Genomic DNA, 15,722 nt, shown 5'->3' with positions numbered 1-15,722 from the left:
ACAGGACGATTTCGGTGGTGGAATCAGCCTGTCCCGGTGACACCTCCTGTTCTCGTGCCCGCCCACTACCCCGCAACGCCGGCGCGGAACGGCCCCACCCGTCCCGCAGCGCGAGCCCCGCGTCAGCCCGGCAGTGTCGGAATCGACGCCAGCAGCTGCCGCGTGTACGCCGCCTGCGGCTGCAGCAGCACCTTCTCGGTGGGGCCCTGTTCGACGATGCGGCCGTCCTTCATGACGACGACCTGGTCGCACACGTTCTGCACCACGCCGATGTCGTGCGAGACGAGGACGAGGGTGAGGTCCTCTTCGAGCCGTAGCCGCGCGATGAGGCGCAGGATCTGCGCGCGCACCGTCACGTCGAGGGCCGAGAGGGGCTCGTCGCCGACGAGGATGCGCGGGCGGTGAACGATCGCGCGAGCCAGGGCGATGCGCTGGCGTTGGCCTCCGGAGAACTCGTGGGGGAACCGCGTGGCCATGCCGGCGTCGAGACCGACCTGCTCGAGCACCTCGCGGACCCGCGCGCGGCGATCGCCCTCGATCCCGAGCGCCCACAGCGGCTCGCCCACGATGCGCTCGACGCTCATGCGGGGATCGAGCGAGGCGTACGGGTCCTGGAAGACCATGCCGGTCGCTCGTCGCAGCCAGTGCAGAGACCGCGCCGAGCCGCGGGCGTCGACGGCGCGTCCGTCGACCTCGACGGTGCCCGCGCTCGGCACGTCGAGGCCCAGCAGCAGGCGCACGAGCGTCGATTTGCCCGACCCCGACTCGCCGATGATCCCGACCGCGCTGCCCGCCAGCACCGAGAGGTCGACGTCGGCGAGGCCCACGGTCTGCTCGGCCCGGCCGACTCCCCGCGTCCGGGGGGTGGGGTAGGCGCGCGAGAGTCCGCGCGCGCGCATCAGCGTCTCGGTCACGGGGTCTCCTCTGCATCGTCGGCCGCGATCTCTCGAGGGGGGAGCTCGGGATGCCACAGCGTCGCGGTCGCATCGCGCAGCAGCGCCCGCGTGACGGGCGAGGACGGCGCCTTCAACAGGTCGGTGACGGCGCCCTGCTCGACCACCCGGCCGTTCTCGAGGACGACGGCGTGGGTGGCGACCTGCGCGAGCACCGCGAGGTCGTGGGTGATGAAGACGAGCGACATGCCGGCATCCTGGACGAGGGAGCGCAGGAGGGTCAGGATCCCCGCTTGGATGGTGACGTCGAGCGCCGTCGTCGGTTCGTCGGCGATGAGCAGCCGCGGTCGGCACGCGAGGGCCATCGCGATCGCGACCCGCTGCCGCTGGCCGCCGGAGAGCTGGTGCGGGTAGCGCGAGACGATGCGTTCGGGACCGGGGAGGGCGACCCGCTCGGCCTCGGCGACGGCGCGACGGAGAGCCTCGCGCCGAGAGACGCCCTCGTGGATGCGCACCGATTCGCCGATCTGCCGGCCGACGGTGCGGATGGGGTTCAGCGCCGTCCGGGGCTCCTGGAAGACCATGCCGATGTCGTCGCCGCGCAGGCGGGCCAGCTCGCGGTCGGCGAGGCCGAGGATCTCGCGGCCGTTCCAGACGATGCTGCCGGTGGCGTGGGCGCCGTCGGGGAGGAGCCCGAGGATCGCCAGGGCGGTCATCGACTTGCCCGAGCCGGATTCGCCGATCAGGCCGACGCGGGCGCCGTCGGGCACCTCGAACGACACGCCGTCGACGACGGCCCGGCCGCCGATCTCGACGCGCAGGTCCGTGACGGCGAGGCTCATGCGACCACCCCCGGCACGTGCGTGCGGGCCGCGGGGGTGCGCTCGCCGAGGGTGGGGTCGGCCGCCTCGCGCAGGGCGTCGCCGAGCAGGTTCAGCCCCAGCACGGTCAGCGTGATCGCCAGACCGGGCCAGACGACGGTGAGGGGGTGCACGGCGATGTAGGCCTGCAGGTCGCTCAGGAGAACTCCCCACGAGGGCTGGGTCACGGGCGCGCCGAAGCCGAGGTACGACAGCCCCGCCTCGGCCAGCACGGCGACCGCCATTCCCCACGACAGCTGCACGATGAACACCGGTGCGACGTTCGGCAGGAGGTGCCGGGTGAGGTTCTGCCCGGTCGACAGGCCGCTCGCGCGCCCCGCGAGCACGAAGTCGCTGTGCAGCACGCGTCGCAGCTCGGGTCGTGTCACGCGGGCGACGTTCACGCCGAAGCCGATGCCCACCGACCAGATGACGACGGCTAGCGAACCGCCCCACACGGCCGAGATCATCATGGCGATGATGAGGACGGGGAAGGCGATGAGGATGTCGACGAGCACGGCGACGCTCTCGCGGATCCACCGCGCCGTCAGCGAGCCGAGGGCGGCGAGGGCGATGCCCAGTACCGAGGCCACCACTCCGGCGCCGACGGCGACGACGAAGGTGGTGCGCGCTCCGGCCATGAGCAGGCTCGCGATGTCTCGACCGCTGTTGTCGGTTCCGAGCACGTGCGGCCACGATGGATCGCTCCAGCGCGCCCGAGCGTCGACCGACGCGGGGTCGAAGGGCGTCCAGACGAGCGAGACGAGGGCCGTGATGAGCAGAAGAGCGACGATCAGGATGCCGAATCGCCCGGTGCCGAGGCTCCAGAGCCGCCGGAGGGTGGTCATGAGGCCTCCCTCTGACGGGGGTCGATGAGGCGGTGGGAGAGATCGACGAGGAATCCGACGAGCAGCACGAACCCGGTGAGGGCGAGGAGCTCGCCCTGGACCTTGGGGAGGTCGCGCGAAGCGACGTCGGACACCAGCATGCGGCCGACGCCGGGGAGGGTGAACAGTTGCTCGATCACGACGGCTCCGACGATGATCCCGGCGATCTGGAGGCCGAGCACGGTGATGACCGAGAGGCCGACGTTGGGCAGGCCGTGGCTGAGCAGGGCACGCGTGCGAGTGAGCCCCTTCGCGGCGGCCGTGCGCACGTAGTCCTGGCCGAGGGCCTGGAGCGTCGCGCTGCGGACGAAGCGCAGGAGCATCGCCCCCTCGACCACGCCGATGGTGAGCGCGGGGAGGATGAGGGCGCGGAACGCGGCCGCGGGGTCGTTCCATCCCGCGCGGGGGAACCCTTGGGGCGGGAGCCAGCCGAGCCACACCGCGAAGACGACGACGAGCATCATGCCCGCCCAGACCACGGGCACCGCCGCCAGCGCCTGGGCCCCCACGCTGAGCGCCGTCCCCCCGGCTCGCCGCCGGCCGAGGGCCGAGAGCACACCGAACGGGATACCGACGATCAGCGCCACCGTCAACGACATCGCCGCGAGGGGGACGGTGACGCGCGCCTTGTCGGCCAGTTCGGATGCGACGGAGGTGCCGGTGATGAGCGAGGTGCCGAGGTCGCCGCGGATCAGTCCGCCGATCCAGTCGAGGTACTGCGTCCAGAGCGGCGCCTCGAGGCCGAGGCTCGACCGCAACGCCGCGACCTGTTCGGGGGTCGCCTCGGTGCCGGCGATGAGCTGTGCCACATCGCCCGGGAGCACCCGCAGCGAGACGAAGATCAGCACGCTGGCCACGGCCAGGCCCAGCACGAGCAGGCCCAGCCGTGTCAGCGTGTAGCGGATCACTCCGCCGCGACCGTCACGCCGGCCAGGGGCAGGCGCACGTTGAGGGAGTTCTTCGGGAAGTTCGCCACGTTCGTGCCCACCGCGGTCAGCGGGGTCGACAGGAACAGCCAGTCGGCGGCATCCTCGTCGCTCACGATGCGGGCGGCCTCGGCGAGCAGGTCGGAGGACTGCTGCTCGTCGGTGGTCGCCAGCGCCTGGGAGTAGAGGCCCTGCACCTCGGCGTTGTCGTACCCGAAGTAGTACGAGGGGTTCGCCCAGTTGCCGAAGTCGCGGGCTTCGACGTGGCGCACGAAGCTGAGGTCGTAGTCGTGGTTCTGGTAAACGTCCTGCAGCCAGGCGCTGAAGTCGACCGAGTCGACCTTCAGGGTCACTCCGACGTCGGCGAACGACGACACCAGGAAGGTCGGGATCGTCGTCGGGTAGACATTGGGGATGGTCAGCGTGAGGTTCAGGTTCTCGGCCCCGGCCTGGGCGAGCAGCTCACGGGCGCGGTCGGGGTTGTACGAGATGCTGCCCGACAGGTCTTCGTATCCCGGGTCGAGCGGGGCGATGGGGCCGTACAGCTCGCTGCCCGATCCGAGGGTGTCGATGAGCGCCTTGTGGTCGATCGCCAGGCGCAGCGCCTCGCGCACACGCTGGTCGTTCAGCGGGGCCCGCTGGTTGTTGAAGGCCAGCGTGCCCTTGTCGGTGGTCAGGCCCGACTCGATCGTGAAGTTGTTCGTGCCCTCGATCTGTCCGCGCAGTTCGGGGTCGATCTCGAGGGCGACGTCGACGTCGCCGGCGACCGCGGCGTTGGTGGCGGCGCTCTGGTCGGGGATGTAGTCGAGGACGACCTCGGCGACTCCGGCCTTATCGCCCCAGTAGCCGTCGTAGCGCGAGAGGGTCAGGCTCTGTCCCGCGTTGCGGCTCTCGACGCGGAAGGGACCGGTGCCGTTGGCGGCGGTCTGGAAGTTGGTGGTGTCGCCGCTCTTGAAGATGAGTCCGGCGCGACCGGTCATCGCGAAGAGGAAGTCGATGTTCGGCTGGGCGAGCGTCACGACGACCGTGGAGGCGTCGGGCGAGGCGATGGACGCGACGTTCTTCAGGTCGGAGCTGCTTTGGATGGTGGGGTCGTCCTTCGCCGTCTGCAGCGAGGTGACCACGTCGTCCGCGGTGAGGGCGCTGCCGTCGTGGAAGGTCACGCCCTGCCGGAGGGTGAAGGTGTACGTGAGGCCGTCGGGCGACACCGCCCAGGCGGTGGCGAGGGCGGAGACGATCGCGTTGGAGTCGTCGCCGTTGCGGGTGACGAGGCCCTGGTACACGTTGTCGACGAGCGCCTGCTCGAGCGAGGCGCCGCTGGTGTGGCGGATGTCGAGGTTGGCCGGCTCGAGCGACAGACGCACCGTGAGGGTGGCGTTCGGGTCGGCTTCTCCGGTGGGGTTCGGCGTGGTGTTCGAGCCGGTGCACGAGGTGAGCAGGAGCGCTCCGATCAGGAGCATGCTCGTGGCGAGAGCGGTGCGGCGCAGCATTGCGGGGTGTGTCCTTTCGCAGGCCGAGGCATCGGGGTGCTGTGGATGCCGAGCAGGGGTGGCAACAGCCTACTTTCACCCGTCTGCGCTCGACGCCCTCTGTGACGGAGCGCGACGCGAGATGACGGGGAACGGCAGGGAAGGTCAGGGGGAGGGGAGCAGGGAGCGGACGAGATGCGCGAGACCCTCCGGGTCCTCCTCCTGCGCGTTGTGCCCGGTCGGGAGCGCGTGCACGACGGCCCCGGGCACGCGACGCTCGAGCTCCTCGGCATCCGGGATCGTGACGAATCCGCGCTCGCCGCGGATGAGGGTGACGGGGGCCGTCACCTCGGCCAGGTCGTCCCATCCGGTCGCCGAGAGCACGGCTTTCACCGCGTCGGGGGTGGTGGGATCGGCTCCGGCGTTCGCGGCGGCCGCGGCGAGGTGCGCGAAGTGGTGCTTCCACTCCACCCGGCCGTCCGGGCGCAGCCGGGAGTTCAGGAAGACACCGCGGGCGGCGGCCTCGGGTGAGCCGCCGAGGCCGAACGAGAGGGCGCGTTCGACGAGTTCCTCGCGCGACGCCCAGTCGGTCGGACCGGCGAAGAACGCGCGGATCTGCGCGGGCCCGGCGCTCGGATCGACTCCCGGCGTGATGTCGACGATCGCGAGGCGCGAGACGAGATCGGGACGGGATGCCGCGACCGCGGCCGCCGTGAGCCCCCCGAGCGAGTGGCCCACGAGCACCTGGGCACCGCTGGTCCACTCCCCGAGGGCGGTGACGACGTCGGGGGCGAGCACGCGTGCGACGTACGCCGCATCGTCCCGCCACGAGGAGTCGCCGTGACCCGGCAGGTCGAGGGCGAGAGCGGGGACCCCGAGGTGCAGGAGGGTCGTGTCCCACGTGTGGGCGTTCAGGCCGGCGCCGTGCAGCAGCGTCACCGCCGGGGGAGCGTCGCCCCACCGCAGCCCGCTGAGGGTGCGCCCGTCGGGGAGCGTGAGCTGCACCCGTTCGACGGAGGGGAGGTCGCGACCGAGATCGGTCGCCTGGGCGGGAAGGAACGAGAACTCGTCGCGCTCGGGCATTCGACCAGCCTGGCACCGCGGGCGGGATGCCGCCACCACCGCGCCGTACGACGTCACCGATCACCCGTCCCGACCCCGCGGGGCCGCCGTAGGCTGTGGCCATGGGTGAAGAACGGCGCGTGCACCTCTCGAAGTCGGCTCCCGAGGCGTATGCGGCCCTGCGCTCGTTCTCGACCACTGTGGGGCGACTGGCCGCCGACGCGGGCATCGACGCCCGCTTGCGCGAGATCGTGCAGATCCACGCCTCGCAGCTGAACGGATGCGCCTACTGCGTGCGGGTGCACGTCGATGCCGCGGTGAAAGCCGGACTGGACGCCGATGTGATCGCGCAGATCGCGACCTGGCGCGAGTCGGGCGTCTTCGACGCGCGCGAGAGGGCCGCGCTCGAGCTGACGGAGTCTTTCACCTTCATCCACGAGGGCGGCATCCCCGACGAGGTGTACGACCAGGCCGGCGGCATCCTCAGCGAGCAGGAGTACGTCGCGCTCAGCTGGGTCCTCGTCGCCATCAACGCCTTCAATCGCGTCGCCATCGCAGGTCGGTACCCCGTTCCTCCACGCGCCGCGCCCGCGGAGAACGCGGTTCGGGATGCCACGCCCCCGGCGTCACCGCACGTGCACGCGGACGGTGCGCCGTGAGCGGCTCGCTCGTCTCGGGGGCGGTGAACTTCCGCGACGTCGGCGGCCTCCCCGCGGGCGGAGGTCGCACGCGCTCGGGCGTGCTCTACCGCTCCGGCAACCTCGTCGCGGTCGACGAGGCGGGCGCGCGGACCCTCCGAGAACTCCGCATCCGGAGGGTGATCGATCTGCGCGACGAGTCCGAGGTCGCCCACGCGCCCAGCCGACTCGACGACGGGGTCGAGATCCAGCACGAACCGCTCTTCCTCGGGTCGGTCGCCTCGTTCTTCGCGCGCGACCTGAGCCTCGACGACATGTACGCCGCCCTGGTCGACGACTCCGCCGATCGGGTCGTCTCGGCGGTCCGCGGCATCCTGAACGCGCAGCCCGTACTCGTTCACTGCACGGTGGGGAAGGACCGCACCGGGGTCACGGTCGCGGTCGCGCTCGCCGCGGCCGGTGTGGATCGCGAGGCGGTGATCGCCGACTACGCCCGCACCGAGGACTTCCTCTCCGCCGAGCGCAACGCGCGGGTGCTCGCCGCGATCCGTGCCGTCCATCCCGGCAACGTGCACGCCGAGGCGCTCGCGACCCGCTCGCCGGCGCCGGTCATGCGGGTCCTGCTCGATCGCCTCGATCGGGAGTTCGGTTCCGCAGCGGGGTATCTGCTCGCCAACGGGATGAGCGCGGCCGAGATCGAGCGGCTCCGCGAGGTGCTGATCGACTGAGCGGCGCGATCGCGCCGTCGTGTCGACGTCGAGATACTGAGCGTGAACACAGGTTAGGCAAACCTATGTCGCGGGTATAGTGGAGTCATCATGTCGATCTCCACCGAGCACAACGCCGCCGCGTGCCGCGCGTCGCGGCACACCCGCGTGCAGCACCTCGTGACGGCCGACGAGACCTCGCTCGCCGAGCTCGAGGCCCTGCTCGCGACGCTGCCGATCTGCTCGACCGGTCGCGTGTTCGTGGAGGTCCCCGACGCGTCGTGGATCGGCTCGATCGCGGCCCCCGCGCGCATGACGCTCACGTGGCTCGACCGCTCGCGCCGCGGCGGCGCTCCCGGCACGGGCCGTGGCTGCGCCGCGGGCGAGGCGCTGTCGCGTGCGGTGTCGGGCTGGGCTGGCGAGATGCTGTGCTGCGACGACGACGCGACGCGCGTCATCCTGCTCGGGGGCTACCTGGGTACGGCCGAGATCGTGGACGAACTCGTGACCCGTCACGGCGTCGACGCGCAGGCCATCCACACGCCCGAGCGCTTCGGCCTCGCCACCGCGCGCTGACGCGCCTTCCGATCGCGCGGGGTCCGCTCGACATGCGTCACCGACGGCTGTGTCACGCGGCTCACCGACGACGTATGCGGCGGGGTCAGCTCCCGCGGGGCACGTAGTTGCCCTCGACGAGACCCGCCTCGATCTCGAATCTGTTGTGCAGGGGGTCGCGCCCGGCCAGCGCGTACAGCACCGGCATGAGGAATCCGTATCGCCGCCACTGACGGCGGTGCACGGCTTCGTGCCCGAGCACCGTGTCGGTCGGCCGATCGTCGCCGGTGAGGAAGCATCCGCCCACGCACACGCCCCCGCGAGGGAACGCCCACGAGGGCAGCCCGCGGAACACCCACAGGCCCTGACGCTTCTCGATGCGTCCCGTGCTCCACAGCGAGCCCCAGACCCATCCGACGGTGCACCCGTACCAGTACCCGACCCGGCTTACGGGGGAGTCGAGCAGAACGCCGGGGATGAACCGGTCGAGTCGGCGGCCGCGCGCGACAGCCCTGTCGGCGCGCTGGCGCCAGCCCGCGGGAGGCGGGGGGAGGGGGCTCACGCCAGGGCCCCGATCAGTCGGAGGATCGTCCCCAGGTCGTCGACGGCCGCCGCGGGCGACGAGGGGGAGAACTCGGTGAGAGTGGCGCCCGCCATCGGGAGGCGCTCTCGAAGGCGGCGAACGGATGCCACGACGTCGGCGGTGCGCGCGCCGAAGGGCACGGCCTGTGCGACGCCGGCGATGTCGGCGGGATCGAGCGCGTCGAGATCGATGTGCACGTGGGTGCGAGTCGCACCGGTGGCCGCGACCGCGTCGGCCAGAGCGTCGGGGGACGACAGCTCGTCGGCGCGGACGACGGTGATCCCGTGGCCGGCGGCGAACGCTTCTTCTTCGGGGTCCCAGGCGCGTGTGGCCACGAGGACGAGGCGCGACGGCGCGATGCCCGGGTCGAGACGCACGAGGTCCTCGCCCTCGCCCGCGATCGCGCGGAGCACCATGCCCGTGAAGGCGCCGCTGGGGGAGGACTCGGGGGTGTTCAGGTCGGGATGCGCGTCGATCCACACGACCGCGAGATCGTCGCCCGCGATGGCCGAGACGGCACCCAGGGCGACCCCGCAGTCGCCGCCCACGACGACGGCCGTCTCGTCGGAGGCGCGAACGGCCTCCTCGATGCGATCGCGCATGCGGACGATGGCGCTGAGGCGCTGCACGCGGCTGCCTTGAGCGTCGCCGGCCTCGGTCGGCGCGGCGAGCACGGTCGTCGAGGCGCGCGGAAGGTCGCCGGCGATCGCCTCGGCGCCATCGACGAGCTGCATCGCCCGCGACGAGGACGAGCCCTGCCACTGCGGGGCGACGATGAATCGGGTCATGCGGCTTCCCTCACGCCGGAGACGCGAGTGCATCGCCCGGTCGACCGGGCGATGCACTCGCGGGGGTGAATCAGACCTGGTCGGGGCTCGGGGCGTCGATGGCCGCGCGCTGCGGGCCGCCGACCTTGAGAGCCGCCAGACGTGCCTCAACCTCGGTGAGCTCGCCCACGTCCTCGAGGGCGTTGAACTGCGCGTCGATGCTCGAAGCGGCGAGCTCCTGCTTGCCGGCGGCGAGGGCCTCCTGGCGGCGGATCTTGTCTTCGAAGCGGCCGAGCTCGCTCGTCGGGTCGAGCACGTCGATCGACTTGACGGCGTCGTGCACCTTGTTCTGCGCCTCGGCGACCTTGGCGCGAGCGGTGAGCTCGTTGCGCTTGGCCTTGAGCTGCTCGAGCTTGGTCTTCATACCGTTCAGGCCGTCTTTGAGCTTGTCGACGACCTCGGTCTGCGCGGCGATCGTGGGAGCGGCGGCCTTGGCCTCTCCCTCGGCGGTGATCTGACGCTGGAGGGCGATCTTGGCGAGGTTGTCGAACTTGTCGGCCTCGCTCAGGTTGCCGCCGGCGCGCAGTTCGTCGCCCTTGCGGCTGGCGGCGAGGGCCTTGTTGCCCCACTCGGCCGCCGCCTGGACGTCTTCCTGGTGGTCGCGCTCGAGCAGACGGAGGTTTCCGATCGTCTCGGCGATGGCCGACTCGGCGTCGGCGATCGAGTTCGAGTAGTCGCGGACGAGCTGGTCGAGCATCTTCTGCGGGTCCTCGGCCTGGTCGAGGAGCGCGTTGACGTTCGCGCGGACGAGGGTCTGGATGCGACCGAAGATGGACTGCTTGGCCATGCGGGGTGTTCCTTCCTGAGGGCGACGGTGTCGAGTCTGGTGGCGGTTACTACGAATTGTCTGTGATCGGGCGGCGGTGCCGCGAGGGGTGGACTAGCGGCGCGATCCCCGTCCGCCGCCGGCGCGACTGCGGCCGCCGCCGGAGAAGCCTCCGCCTCCGCCGCTGCGCGAGCGCCCGCCGCCGGAGAAGCCCCCGCCGCGCGAGCGGGCCCCGCCGCCGGAAAGACCTCCGAAAGATCCGCCGAGACCGCCCAGGCCGCCGCCGCCGAAGCCGCCGCGTGAGCGCCCTCCGCCGAGGATCGCGTTCACCGCGATGCCGCCGAGGATGGCGCCCATCATGTCGCCGCCCCCGCCGCCCGCGCCGCCGAACGATCCGACGTCGCTCTGCGCGGCGGAATCGGCCGCGGCCGCGAGTTGTGCCGCGCGCTGGGCCGCGGCGAGCGCCGCCACCGGGTCGTCGGTGCGCAGCTGTTCGGCCTGGACGACAGCGGCGCCCGCCTCGGCGAGACGCGTCCGCGCCGTCGCCCCCACGGCGCCGCGGCGAGCGGAGATGAAGTCCTCGGTCGCGGTCACCTGAGCACGTGCCTGGGCCAGGGTCGCGTCGAGCTGCCCTTCTGCGCGGCGGCGACGCTCGGCCGCGTCACGCGCCTCGGCCAGCACGGTGTCGATCGTGGCGTTCGCCCGCTGCAGGGTCTCGAACGCCCGCATCGGGTTCGGCCGCGACGCCGACAGCGCACCGCGGGCGTCGTCGAGCTGCGACCGGGACGAGGCCGCGGCGGCGGCGATGCGTCCGTCGGGGTCGGGGAGCTGCGCTGCCGCAGCGAGATCGCCCTCGATCTCGGCCACGAGGGCCGCCGCGCGCTGCTGCGCGTCGGACAGGGCCGCGTCGAGAGAGTCGATGGCGCGTTCGAGGGTGTCGGCCTGGGCGACCGCCGTCTGGGCGGCGCGGATGGCGACGGCGGCCTCCCCGGTGCGGCCCTCGGCGAGGGCGGTGTCAGCGGCGGCTTCTTGGGTGCTCGCGAGTTCGAGGCGCGCGCGGGCCTGCGTCGGGTTGTCGGCGACGGACGAGAGCGCGTCGTCACTGAAGCGTTCGGACAGGCGCCCGAGTCCCGCTTCCGCCGCGCTCAGGGCCGCGGCCACCGTGGCGTGCCGCTGCTGTACAGCGGCGAGGGCGCCGGGAGCGTCGGCTTCGAGGGCGCGCAGCTCGTCGAACGCCGCGGCCTTGGCGTCGAGCGCCTCGTCGGCGGACGCACACAGCCGCAGGATCTCGGTGTACCCCGCGCGCTGCTGTTCCGGGGTCTCGGGGGTCGAGTCGTCGAGCTGTTGCTGGATCGAGAACGCCCGCTCGAGGTCGGCCTTCGCCTGAGCCAAGACCTCGGTGAAGGGCGCGGCGGCGGCGTCGCCGAACTGCGCGCGGGCGAAGCCGAGCTCCTGCTCGCTGGTCTTGACCGCGTCGTCCGTCGCCACGAGCGCGGAGCCGGCGCGGCGCGACAGGTCTTCCACGCTCTCGGCGGAGGCGTCGGGGGCCCCGGCCGCCGCGCGACGGCGCCGGCGGACGGCCAGCCAGACGAGGGCGGAGGCGATCGCGAGCAACAGCACGCCGACGAGCACGATCGGCACGATGGCCGGCCCGTTCTGGGTCGCCGGGGTCGGGGGCGGGTTCGGCATGTTGCCGCCGGCCTTCGCGTGAGCGGTGCGCAGCCCGTCGGCCGCGGCGATCGCGGCGCCCGCGTCGTCGCCCGCTTCGAGCGCCGGCTGCACCTTGTCCTGCTCGATCGAGGTGAGCTGGGCGGCCGAGATCCCGCCCGCGTCGACGTCGCCCGAGAGGTAGTACTGGAAGGTGTCGCCCTCGATGGCTACCGCGAGCAGATACTGGTGCGGGCCGAGGTTGTTGCGGTTGGCGGTCTCGTTGGCCCAGTCGTCCGCGCCGGTCGGGTCCTCGAAGCCGTCGACGTACACGACCCAGAGGTCGAGGCCCGTCTGCTCCGAGAGCGCGAGTAGTCGCCGCTGCACGTCGGCTTCTTGCGCGTCGGTGAGGACGTTCGCCTGATCGAGCACGTAGCTCGAGCCGAGCGCGGGCGGGGGGATCGCCGCAGCGCTGAGGGGAGCGACGAGGACGCCGACGAACGCGAGCAGCAGCACCGTGATCGTGTGCAGCACGTTCGGCTTTCGCATGCAGTCCCCTTCGGTTTGCCAGATCCTTCCACCCTATAAACGACCGCCGACAGCGGGGTAGGAGCGGCGCGTCCGCTGTCAGCGCACACCCGCGCCGCCTAGGCTCGAACGCTCGGAGGTACACCATGGACGACCGTTACGGCACCGACGTGCTCGCCCGCGGGTGGCGCGACGCCGGACGCATCAGACCCGCCGAGGTCGCGGCATCCGCCGATCTCGTCGTCGAGGTCGCGGGCAGCGACTTCGTCGGTGCGGTGACCCGCATCGACGGCATGAACGTCGAGCTCGAGGACCGCTTCGGCAAGCGCCGGCTGTTCCCGCTCGGCGGCGGCTTCCTCGTCGACGGCAAGCCCGTGGTGCTGAAGGCCCCCGTGGCCGCACCCAAAGGGCGCACCCGTACGGCGTCCGGCTCCTTCGCGGCAGACGACCAGCGCGCGCGCACCGCCCGCGCGAGCCGCATCTTCGTCGAGGGCAAGCACGACGCCGAGCTCGTCGAGAAGGTGTGGGGCGCAGACCTCCGCGCCGAGGGCGTCGTCGTGGAGTTCCTCGAGGGCGTCGACCTGCTCGCAGAGAAGTTGGATGCCGAGCCCCCGACCGCCGAGCGCCGCTACGGCGTGCTCGTCGACCACCTCGTGCCGAACTCCAAGGAGTCGCGCATCGCCGAGAAGATCACCCGAGGCCGCCACGGCGCCCACGTGCGCATCGTCGGTCACCCCTTCGTCGACGTATGGCAGTGCGTCACCCCCCGTGCCCTCGGCATCGCCGCGTGGCCCGAGGTGCCGCGCGGCATCGAGTGGAAGGTGGGCGTGTGCCGCGCCCTCGGCTGGCCCGCCGAGGAGCAGGCCGACACCGCCCGCGCGTGGCAGCACATCCTGTCGAAGGTCACCACGTTCCGCGACCTCGAGCCGGCCCTGCTCGGCCGCGTCGAGGAACTCATCGATTTCGTGACCGTCCCGTGAGCGGCCGCAAGCGCTCCCTCTCGCGCGAGGCGTCCGAAAGCGTCGCCTCCGCATCCGCTGAGCGACAGAAGGCGGCCCCTGACGCGGCGGATAACCTGGACGACATGGATGCCACAGCCCCCGCCTTCCGCGACAAGCCGGTGTCGTTCGTGCGCCGCAGCGGTCGCATGTCGGAGGCGCAGGATCGCGCGTGGGCCGAGCTCTCGCCGTTCTACCTGCTGCCGGTCGAGCGCGCCACCGCCACCACCAGCGTCAAGCCCGGCAGTGCCGTCGACCCCGCCGCGGTCTACGGTCGCACCGCCCGCCTGGTCGTCGAGATCGGCTCCGGCCAGGGCCACCAGATCGTTTCGGCGGCGGCCGCTCACCCCGACACCGACTTCCTCGCCGTCGAGGTGTTCACCGCGGGGCTCGCGCGCACGATGCTCGACGCCGACCGCGAGGGCGCGAAGAACCTCCGCCTCGTCGAGGCCAACGCGCCGGAGGTGCTCGAGCACCTGCTGCCCGCGGCATCCGTCGACGAGCTCTGGGTGTTTTTCCCCGACCCCTGGCACAAGAACAAGCACACCAAGCGTCGCCTCGTCGCCCCCGAGTTCGCGCGCATCGCCGCTCGAGCGATCCGCCCCGGCGGCACGCTGCGCCTCGCGACCGACTGGCAGGACTACGCCGACCAGATGCGCGACGTGCTCGACGACGCCCCCGGTTTCGAGCGGGCGTTCGCGGGGGAATGGGCCGAGAGGTTCGAGGGGCGCGTGCTCACCGCCTTCGAGCGCAAGGGCCTGCGCGTCGGTCGCGACATCCGCGACCTGACCTACACCCGGGTCTCGCCGTGACCGCGCACACCGCGGTGCCGGTCCGCGAGCGTTCCACGTGGACGCCCAAGCTCATCCCGGCACTTGCGGTGTGCCTCGCCGCCCCCGCGCTCTTCGTCGTGCAGATCGTGTGGCTCGGGTGGATCCTGCTCGCGCTCGCCGTGGCATCCGCCGTGCTCGTCGACCGTCGTGGCGGCGTCGCCCTGGCCCGGAGCGAGGAGCCGAGCATCGCACGCGACGTGTCGCTGATCGCGGTGGGGCAGTTCATCGTCAGCCTCATCCCGCTGCACGCCGAGCTCGACAATGCCGCCTTCGTGCGCTTCACCCTCGCCCTCGGCGGGGCCGTCGTCGTGCCGTACGTGGTCTCGCGCTTCGTCTACCGCGACGACGCGATCCGCTTCCCCTGGCGCGGGGGAGGCCGCTGGACCTGGTGGCAGTGGGCGTGGCTGGGCGGGGTCATCGTGCTCGGCTACCTGATCCTGCCGTTCTACTTCATCACGTCGGGCGTCTACCGCAACTGGCCCGAGGTCGTCACGGGCGACCTCATCGCGCGCCTGTTCGTCGGCGTCGGCGCGGTGGGCATCTGGGACGAGCTCTTCTTCATCTGCACGGTCTTCGTGCTGCTGCGCCGGCACTTCCCCGATCTCACCGCCAACCTGCTGCAGGCGGTGGTGTTCGTGTCGTTCCTGTGGGAGCTCGGCTACCAGGCCTGGGGGCCGCTGCTCACGGTCCCGTTCGCGATCGTGCAGGGCTTCCTCTTCTTGAAGACCCGCTCGCTCTGGTACGTCGTGACCGTGCACCTGCTGTTCGACGCGGTCGTCTTCGGAGTCCTCGTGCACGCGCACAATCCCGATTCGGCATCCATCTTCTTGATCTGATCCCGGATGCCGGCACCCCTGCGTCCCACTCCGCCCGAAGCTTCACGTCGTCTGCGATAAACGCCGATTCTCGCGATACACGCTGCGCGACGCCGTGTCTCGGAAGAATCAGCGTTTATCGCGGGAGCGGGAGCGGGAGCGGATGCCGCGGTGCCCGGGAACTGCCCAGGTCGGCTCGCTACGCTGGGCCCCGGACGCCGACCCGCGTCCCCGGACGACGGATCAGTACCCGGACTGCGACAAGACTGGCCAAGGAGCACCGTCATGTCGTGGATCGTTCTCATCCTGTCCGGCATCCTCGAGGCCGTCTGGGCGACCGCCCTGGGGCGCAGCGAGGGTTTCACCAAGCTCTGGCCGAGCGTGATCTTCGGCGTCGCCCTCGTGGCATCCATGGGCGGTCTCGCCTTCGCGATGCGCGAGATCCCCACCGGAACGGCGTACGCGGTGTGGGTCGGGATCGGCGCCGCTCTCACCGTCGTGGTCGCGATGATCAGCGGGACCGAGGCCGTCTCGGTCGTCAAGGTGCTGCTCGTCCTGGGTCTGGTGGGGTGCGTCGTCGGCTTGAAGCTCGTGGGCGACAGCCACTGATCAGGGCATTTCCCCGAAAGTCAACCGGATGGAACGTTCGGTTTCATCCGGTACGATCCTCCCCAATTGCACTTGTCCGGGCCAGACACCGTCGTCACTCGCCCATGTCTTCCCCCGTG

At 71.6% G+C, this 15,722-nt stretch carries 17 protein-coding genes and 1 riboswitch; of the genes, 7 read left to right on the top strand and 10 right to left on the bottom strand.

The genetic code is table 11. The features are described from left to right. Window positions 1–122 precede the first annotated feature (122 nt). The 6 genes from QBE02_RS06020 to QBE02_RS05995 form a co-directional block, all read right to left on the bottom strand. Window positions 123–914, bottom strand: coding sequence for an ABC transporter ATP-binding protein (locus QBE02_RS06020; protein ID WP_279367522.1), 792 nt, complete (start codon window positions 912–914; stop codon window positions 123–125). Beyond that, window positions 911–1,735 (bottom strand): ABC transporter ATP-binding protein, encoded by an 825-nt coding sequence (locus tag QBE02_RS06015; RefSeq protein ID WP_279367521.1) that lies wholly within the window; start codon window positions 1,733–1,735, stop codon window positions 911–913. The genes QBE02_RS06020 and QBE02_RS06015 overlap by 4 nt, the downstream gene beginning before the upstream one ends. Further along, the gene (locus tag QBE02_RS06010; RefSeq protein ID WP_279367520.1) at window positions 1,732–2,601 is read right to left on the bottom strand and encodes an ABC transporter permease; all 870 of its coding nucleotides are present in this window, start codon (window positions 2,599–2,601) and stop codon (window positions 1,732–1,734) included. The genes QBE02_RS06015 and QBE02_RS06010 overlap by 4 nt, the downstream gene beginning before the upstream one ends. Beyond that, window positions 2,598–3,548 (bottom strand): ABC transporter permease, encoded by a 951-nt coding sequence (locus QBE02_RS06005; RefSeq protein ID WP_279367519.1) that lies wholly within the window; start codon window positions 3,546–3,548, stop codon window positions 2,598–2,600. Before QBE02_RS06005 ends, QBE02_RS06010 begins: the two co-directional genes overlap by 4 nt. Beyond that, the gene (locus tag QBE02_RS06000) at window positions 3,545–5,056 is read right to left on the bottom strand and encodes an ABC transporter substrate-binding protein (protein WP_279367518.1); all 1,512 of its coding nucleotides are present in this window, start codon (window positions 5,054–5,056) and stop codon (window positions 3,545–3,547) included. Before QBE02_RS06000 ends, QBE02_RS06005 begins: the two co-directional genes overlap by 4 nt. A gap of 144 nt (window positions 5,057–5,200) precedes the next feature. Further along, window positions 5,201–6,118, bottom strand: coding sequence for an alpha/beta fold hydrolase (locus QBE02_RS05995; RefSeq protein ID WP_279367517.1), 918 nt, complete (start codon window positions 6,116–6,118; stop codon window positions 5,201–5,203). 101 nt (window positions 6,119–6,219) lie between these two features. Here QBE02_RS05995 and QBE02_RS05990 point away from each other — a divergent pair, with 101 nt between their 5' ends. The 3 genes from QBE02_RS05990 (at window position 6,220) to QBE02_RS05980 (ending at window position 8,018) form a co-directional block, all read left to right on the top strand. After that, window positions 6,220–6,756 carry a carboxymuconolactone decarboxylase family protein gene (locus tag QBE02_RS05990; protein WP_279367516.1) on the top strand — a complete coding sequence of 179 codons (537 nt, stop codon included), beginning with the start codon at window positions 6,220–6,222 and terminating at the stop codon, window positions 6,754–6,756. After that, on the top strand, window positions 6,753–7,463 hold the full coding sequence (locus tag QBE02_RS05985) for a tyrosine-protein phosphatase (RefSeq protein WP_279367515.1): 711 nt from the start codon (window positions 6,753–6,755) through the stop codon (window positions 7,461–7,463). The genes QBE02_RS05990 and QBE02_RS05985 overlap by 4 nt, the downstream gene beginning before the upstream one ends. A 90-nt stretch (window positions 7,464–7,553) precedes the next feature. Beyond that, a complete protein-coding gene (locus QBE02_RS05980; protein ID WP_056227049.1) occupies window positions 7,554–8,018 on the top strand; it encodes an SIP domain-containing protein in 465 nt (154 codons plus the stop codon). 85 nt (window positions 8,019–8,103) lie between these two features. Here the strand turns inward: QBE02_RS05980 and QBE02_RS05975 are convergent, their stop codons facing one another. The 4 genes from QBE02_RS05975 to QBE02_RS05960 form a co-directional block, all read right to left on the bottom strand. Then, window positions 8,104–8,559 (bottom strand): Fe-S oxidoreductase, encoded by a 456-nt coding sequence (locus QBE02_RS05975; protein ID WP_279367514.1) that lies wholly within the window; start codon window positions 8,557–8,559, stop codon window positions 8,104–8,106. Then, window positions 8,556–9,368 (bottom strand): arginase family protein, encoded by an 813-nt coding sequence (locus tag QBE02_RS05970; protein ID WP_279367513.1) that lies wholly within the window; start codon window positions 9,366–9,368, stop codon window positions 8,556–8,558. The genes QBE02_RS05975 and QBE02_RS05970 overlap by 4 nt, the downstream gene beginning before the upstream one ends. A 70-nt stretch (window positions 9,369–9,438) precedes the next feature. Beyond that, on the bottom strand, window positions 9,439–10,194 hold the full coding sequence (locus QBE02_RS05965) for a PspA/IM30 family protein (protein WP_074694165.1): 756 nt from the start codon (window positions 10,192–10,194) through the stop codon (window positions 9,439–9,441). A 93-nt stretch (window positions 10,195–10,287) separates the two neighbouring features. Beyond that, window positions 10,288–12,369, bottom strand: coding sequence for a TPM domain-containing protein (locus QBE02_RS05960; protein WP_279367512.1), 2,082 nt, complete (start codon window positions 12,367–12,369; stop codon window positions 10,288–10,290). 125 nt (window positions 12,370–12,494) lie between these two features. On the opposite strand from QBE02_RS05960, the gene QBE02_RS05955 reads away from it, so the two are divergent. From QBE02_RS05955 to QBE02_RS05940, 4 genes are all read left to right on the top strand, one after another. Further along, window positions 12,495–13,328 (top strand): DUF3097 domain-containing protein, encoded by an 834-nt coding sequence (locus QBE02_RS05955; RefSeq protein ID WP_279367511.1) that lies wholly within the window; start codon window positions 12,495–12,497, stop codon window positions 13,326–13,328. A 104-nt stretch (window positions 13,329–13,432) separates the two neighbouring features. Then, window positions 13,433–14,158, top strand: a complete 726-nt coding sequence (trmB, locus tag QBE02_RS05950) for a tRNA (guanosine(46)-N7)-methyltransferase TrmB (protein WP_279367510.1) — start codon at window positions 13,433–13,435, stop codon at window positions 14,156–14,158. After that, window positions 14,155–15,015, top strand: a complete 861-nt coding sequence (locus tag QBE02_RS05945) for a CPBP family intramembrane glutamic endopeptidase (protein ID WP_279367509.1) — start codon at window positions 14,155–14,157, stop codon at window positions 15,013–15,015. Before trmB ends, QBE02_RS05945 begins: the two co-directional genes overlap by 4 nt. A 189-nt stretch (window positions 15,016–15,204) precedes the next feature. Further along, a riboswitch (guanidine-III (ykkC-III) riboswitch) is annotated at window positions 15,205–15,269 on the top strand. A gap of 10 nt (window positions 15,270–15,279) precedes the next feature. After that, on the top strand, window positions 15,280–15,603 hold the full coding sequence (locus QBE02_RS05940; RefSeq protein ID WP_056227061.1) for a DMT family transporter: 324 nt from the start codon (window positions 15,280–15,282) through the stop codon (window positions 15,601–15,603). Window positions 15,604–15,722: the final 119 nt, after the last annotated feature.

This window comes from Microbacterium testaceum, assembly GCF_029761935.1.
Lineage (GTDB): Bacteria > Actinomycetota > Actinomycetes > Actinomycetales > Microbacteriaceae > Microbacterium > Microbacterium testaceum_A.
This window is presented reverse-complemented; position numbering and strand designations above follow the sequence as displayed.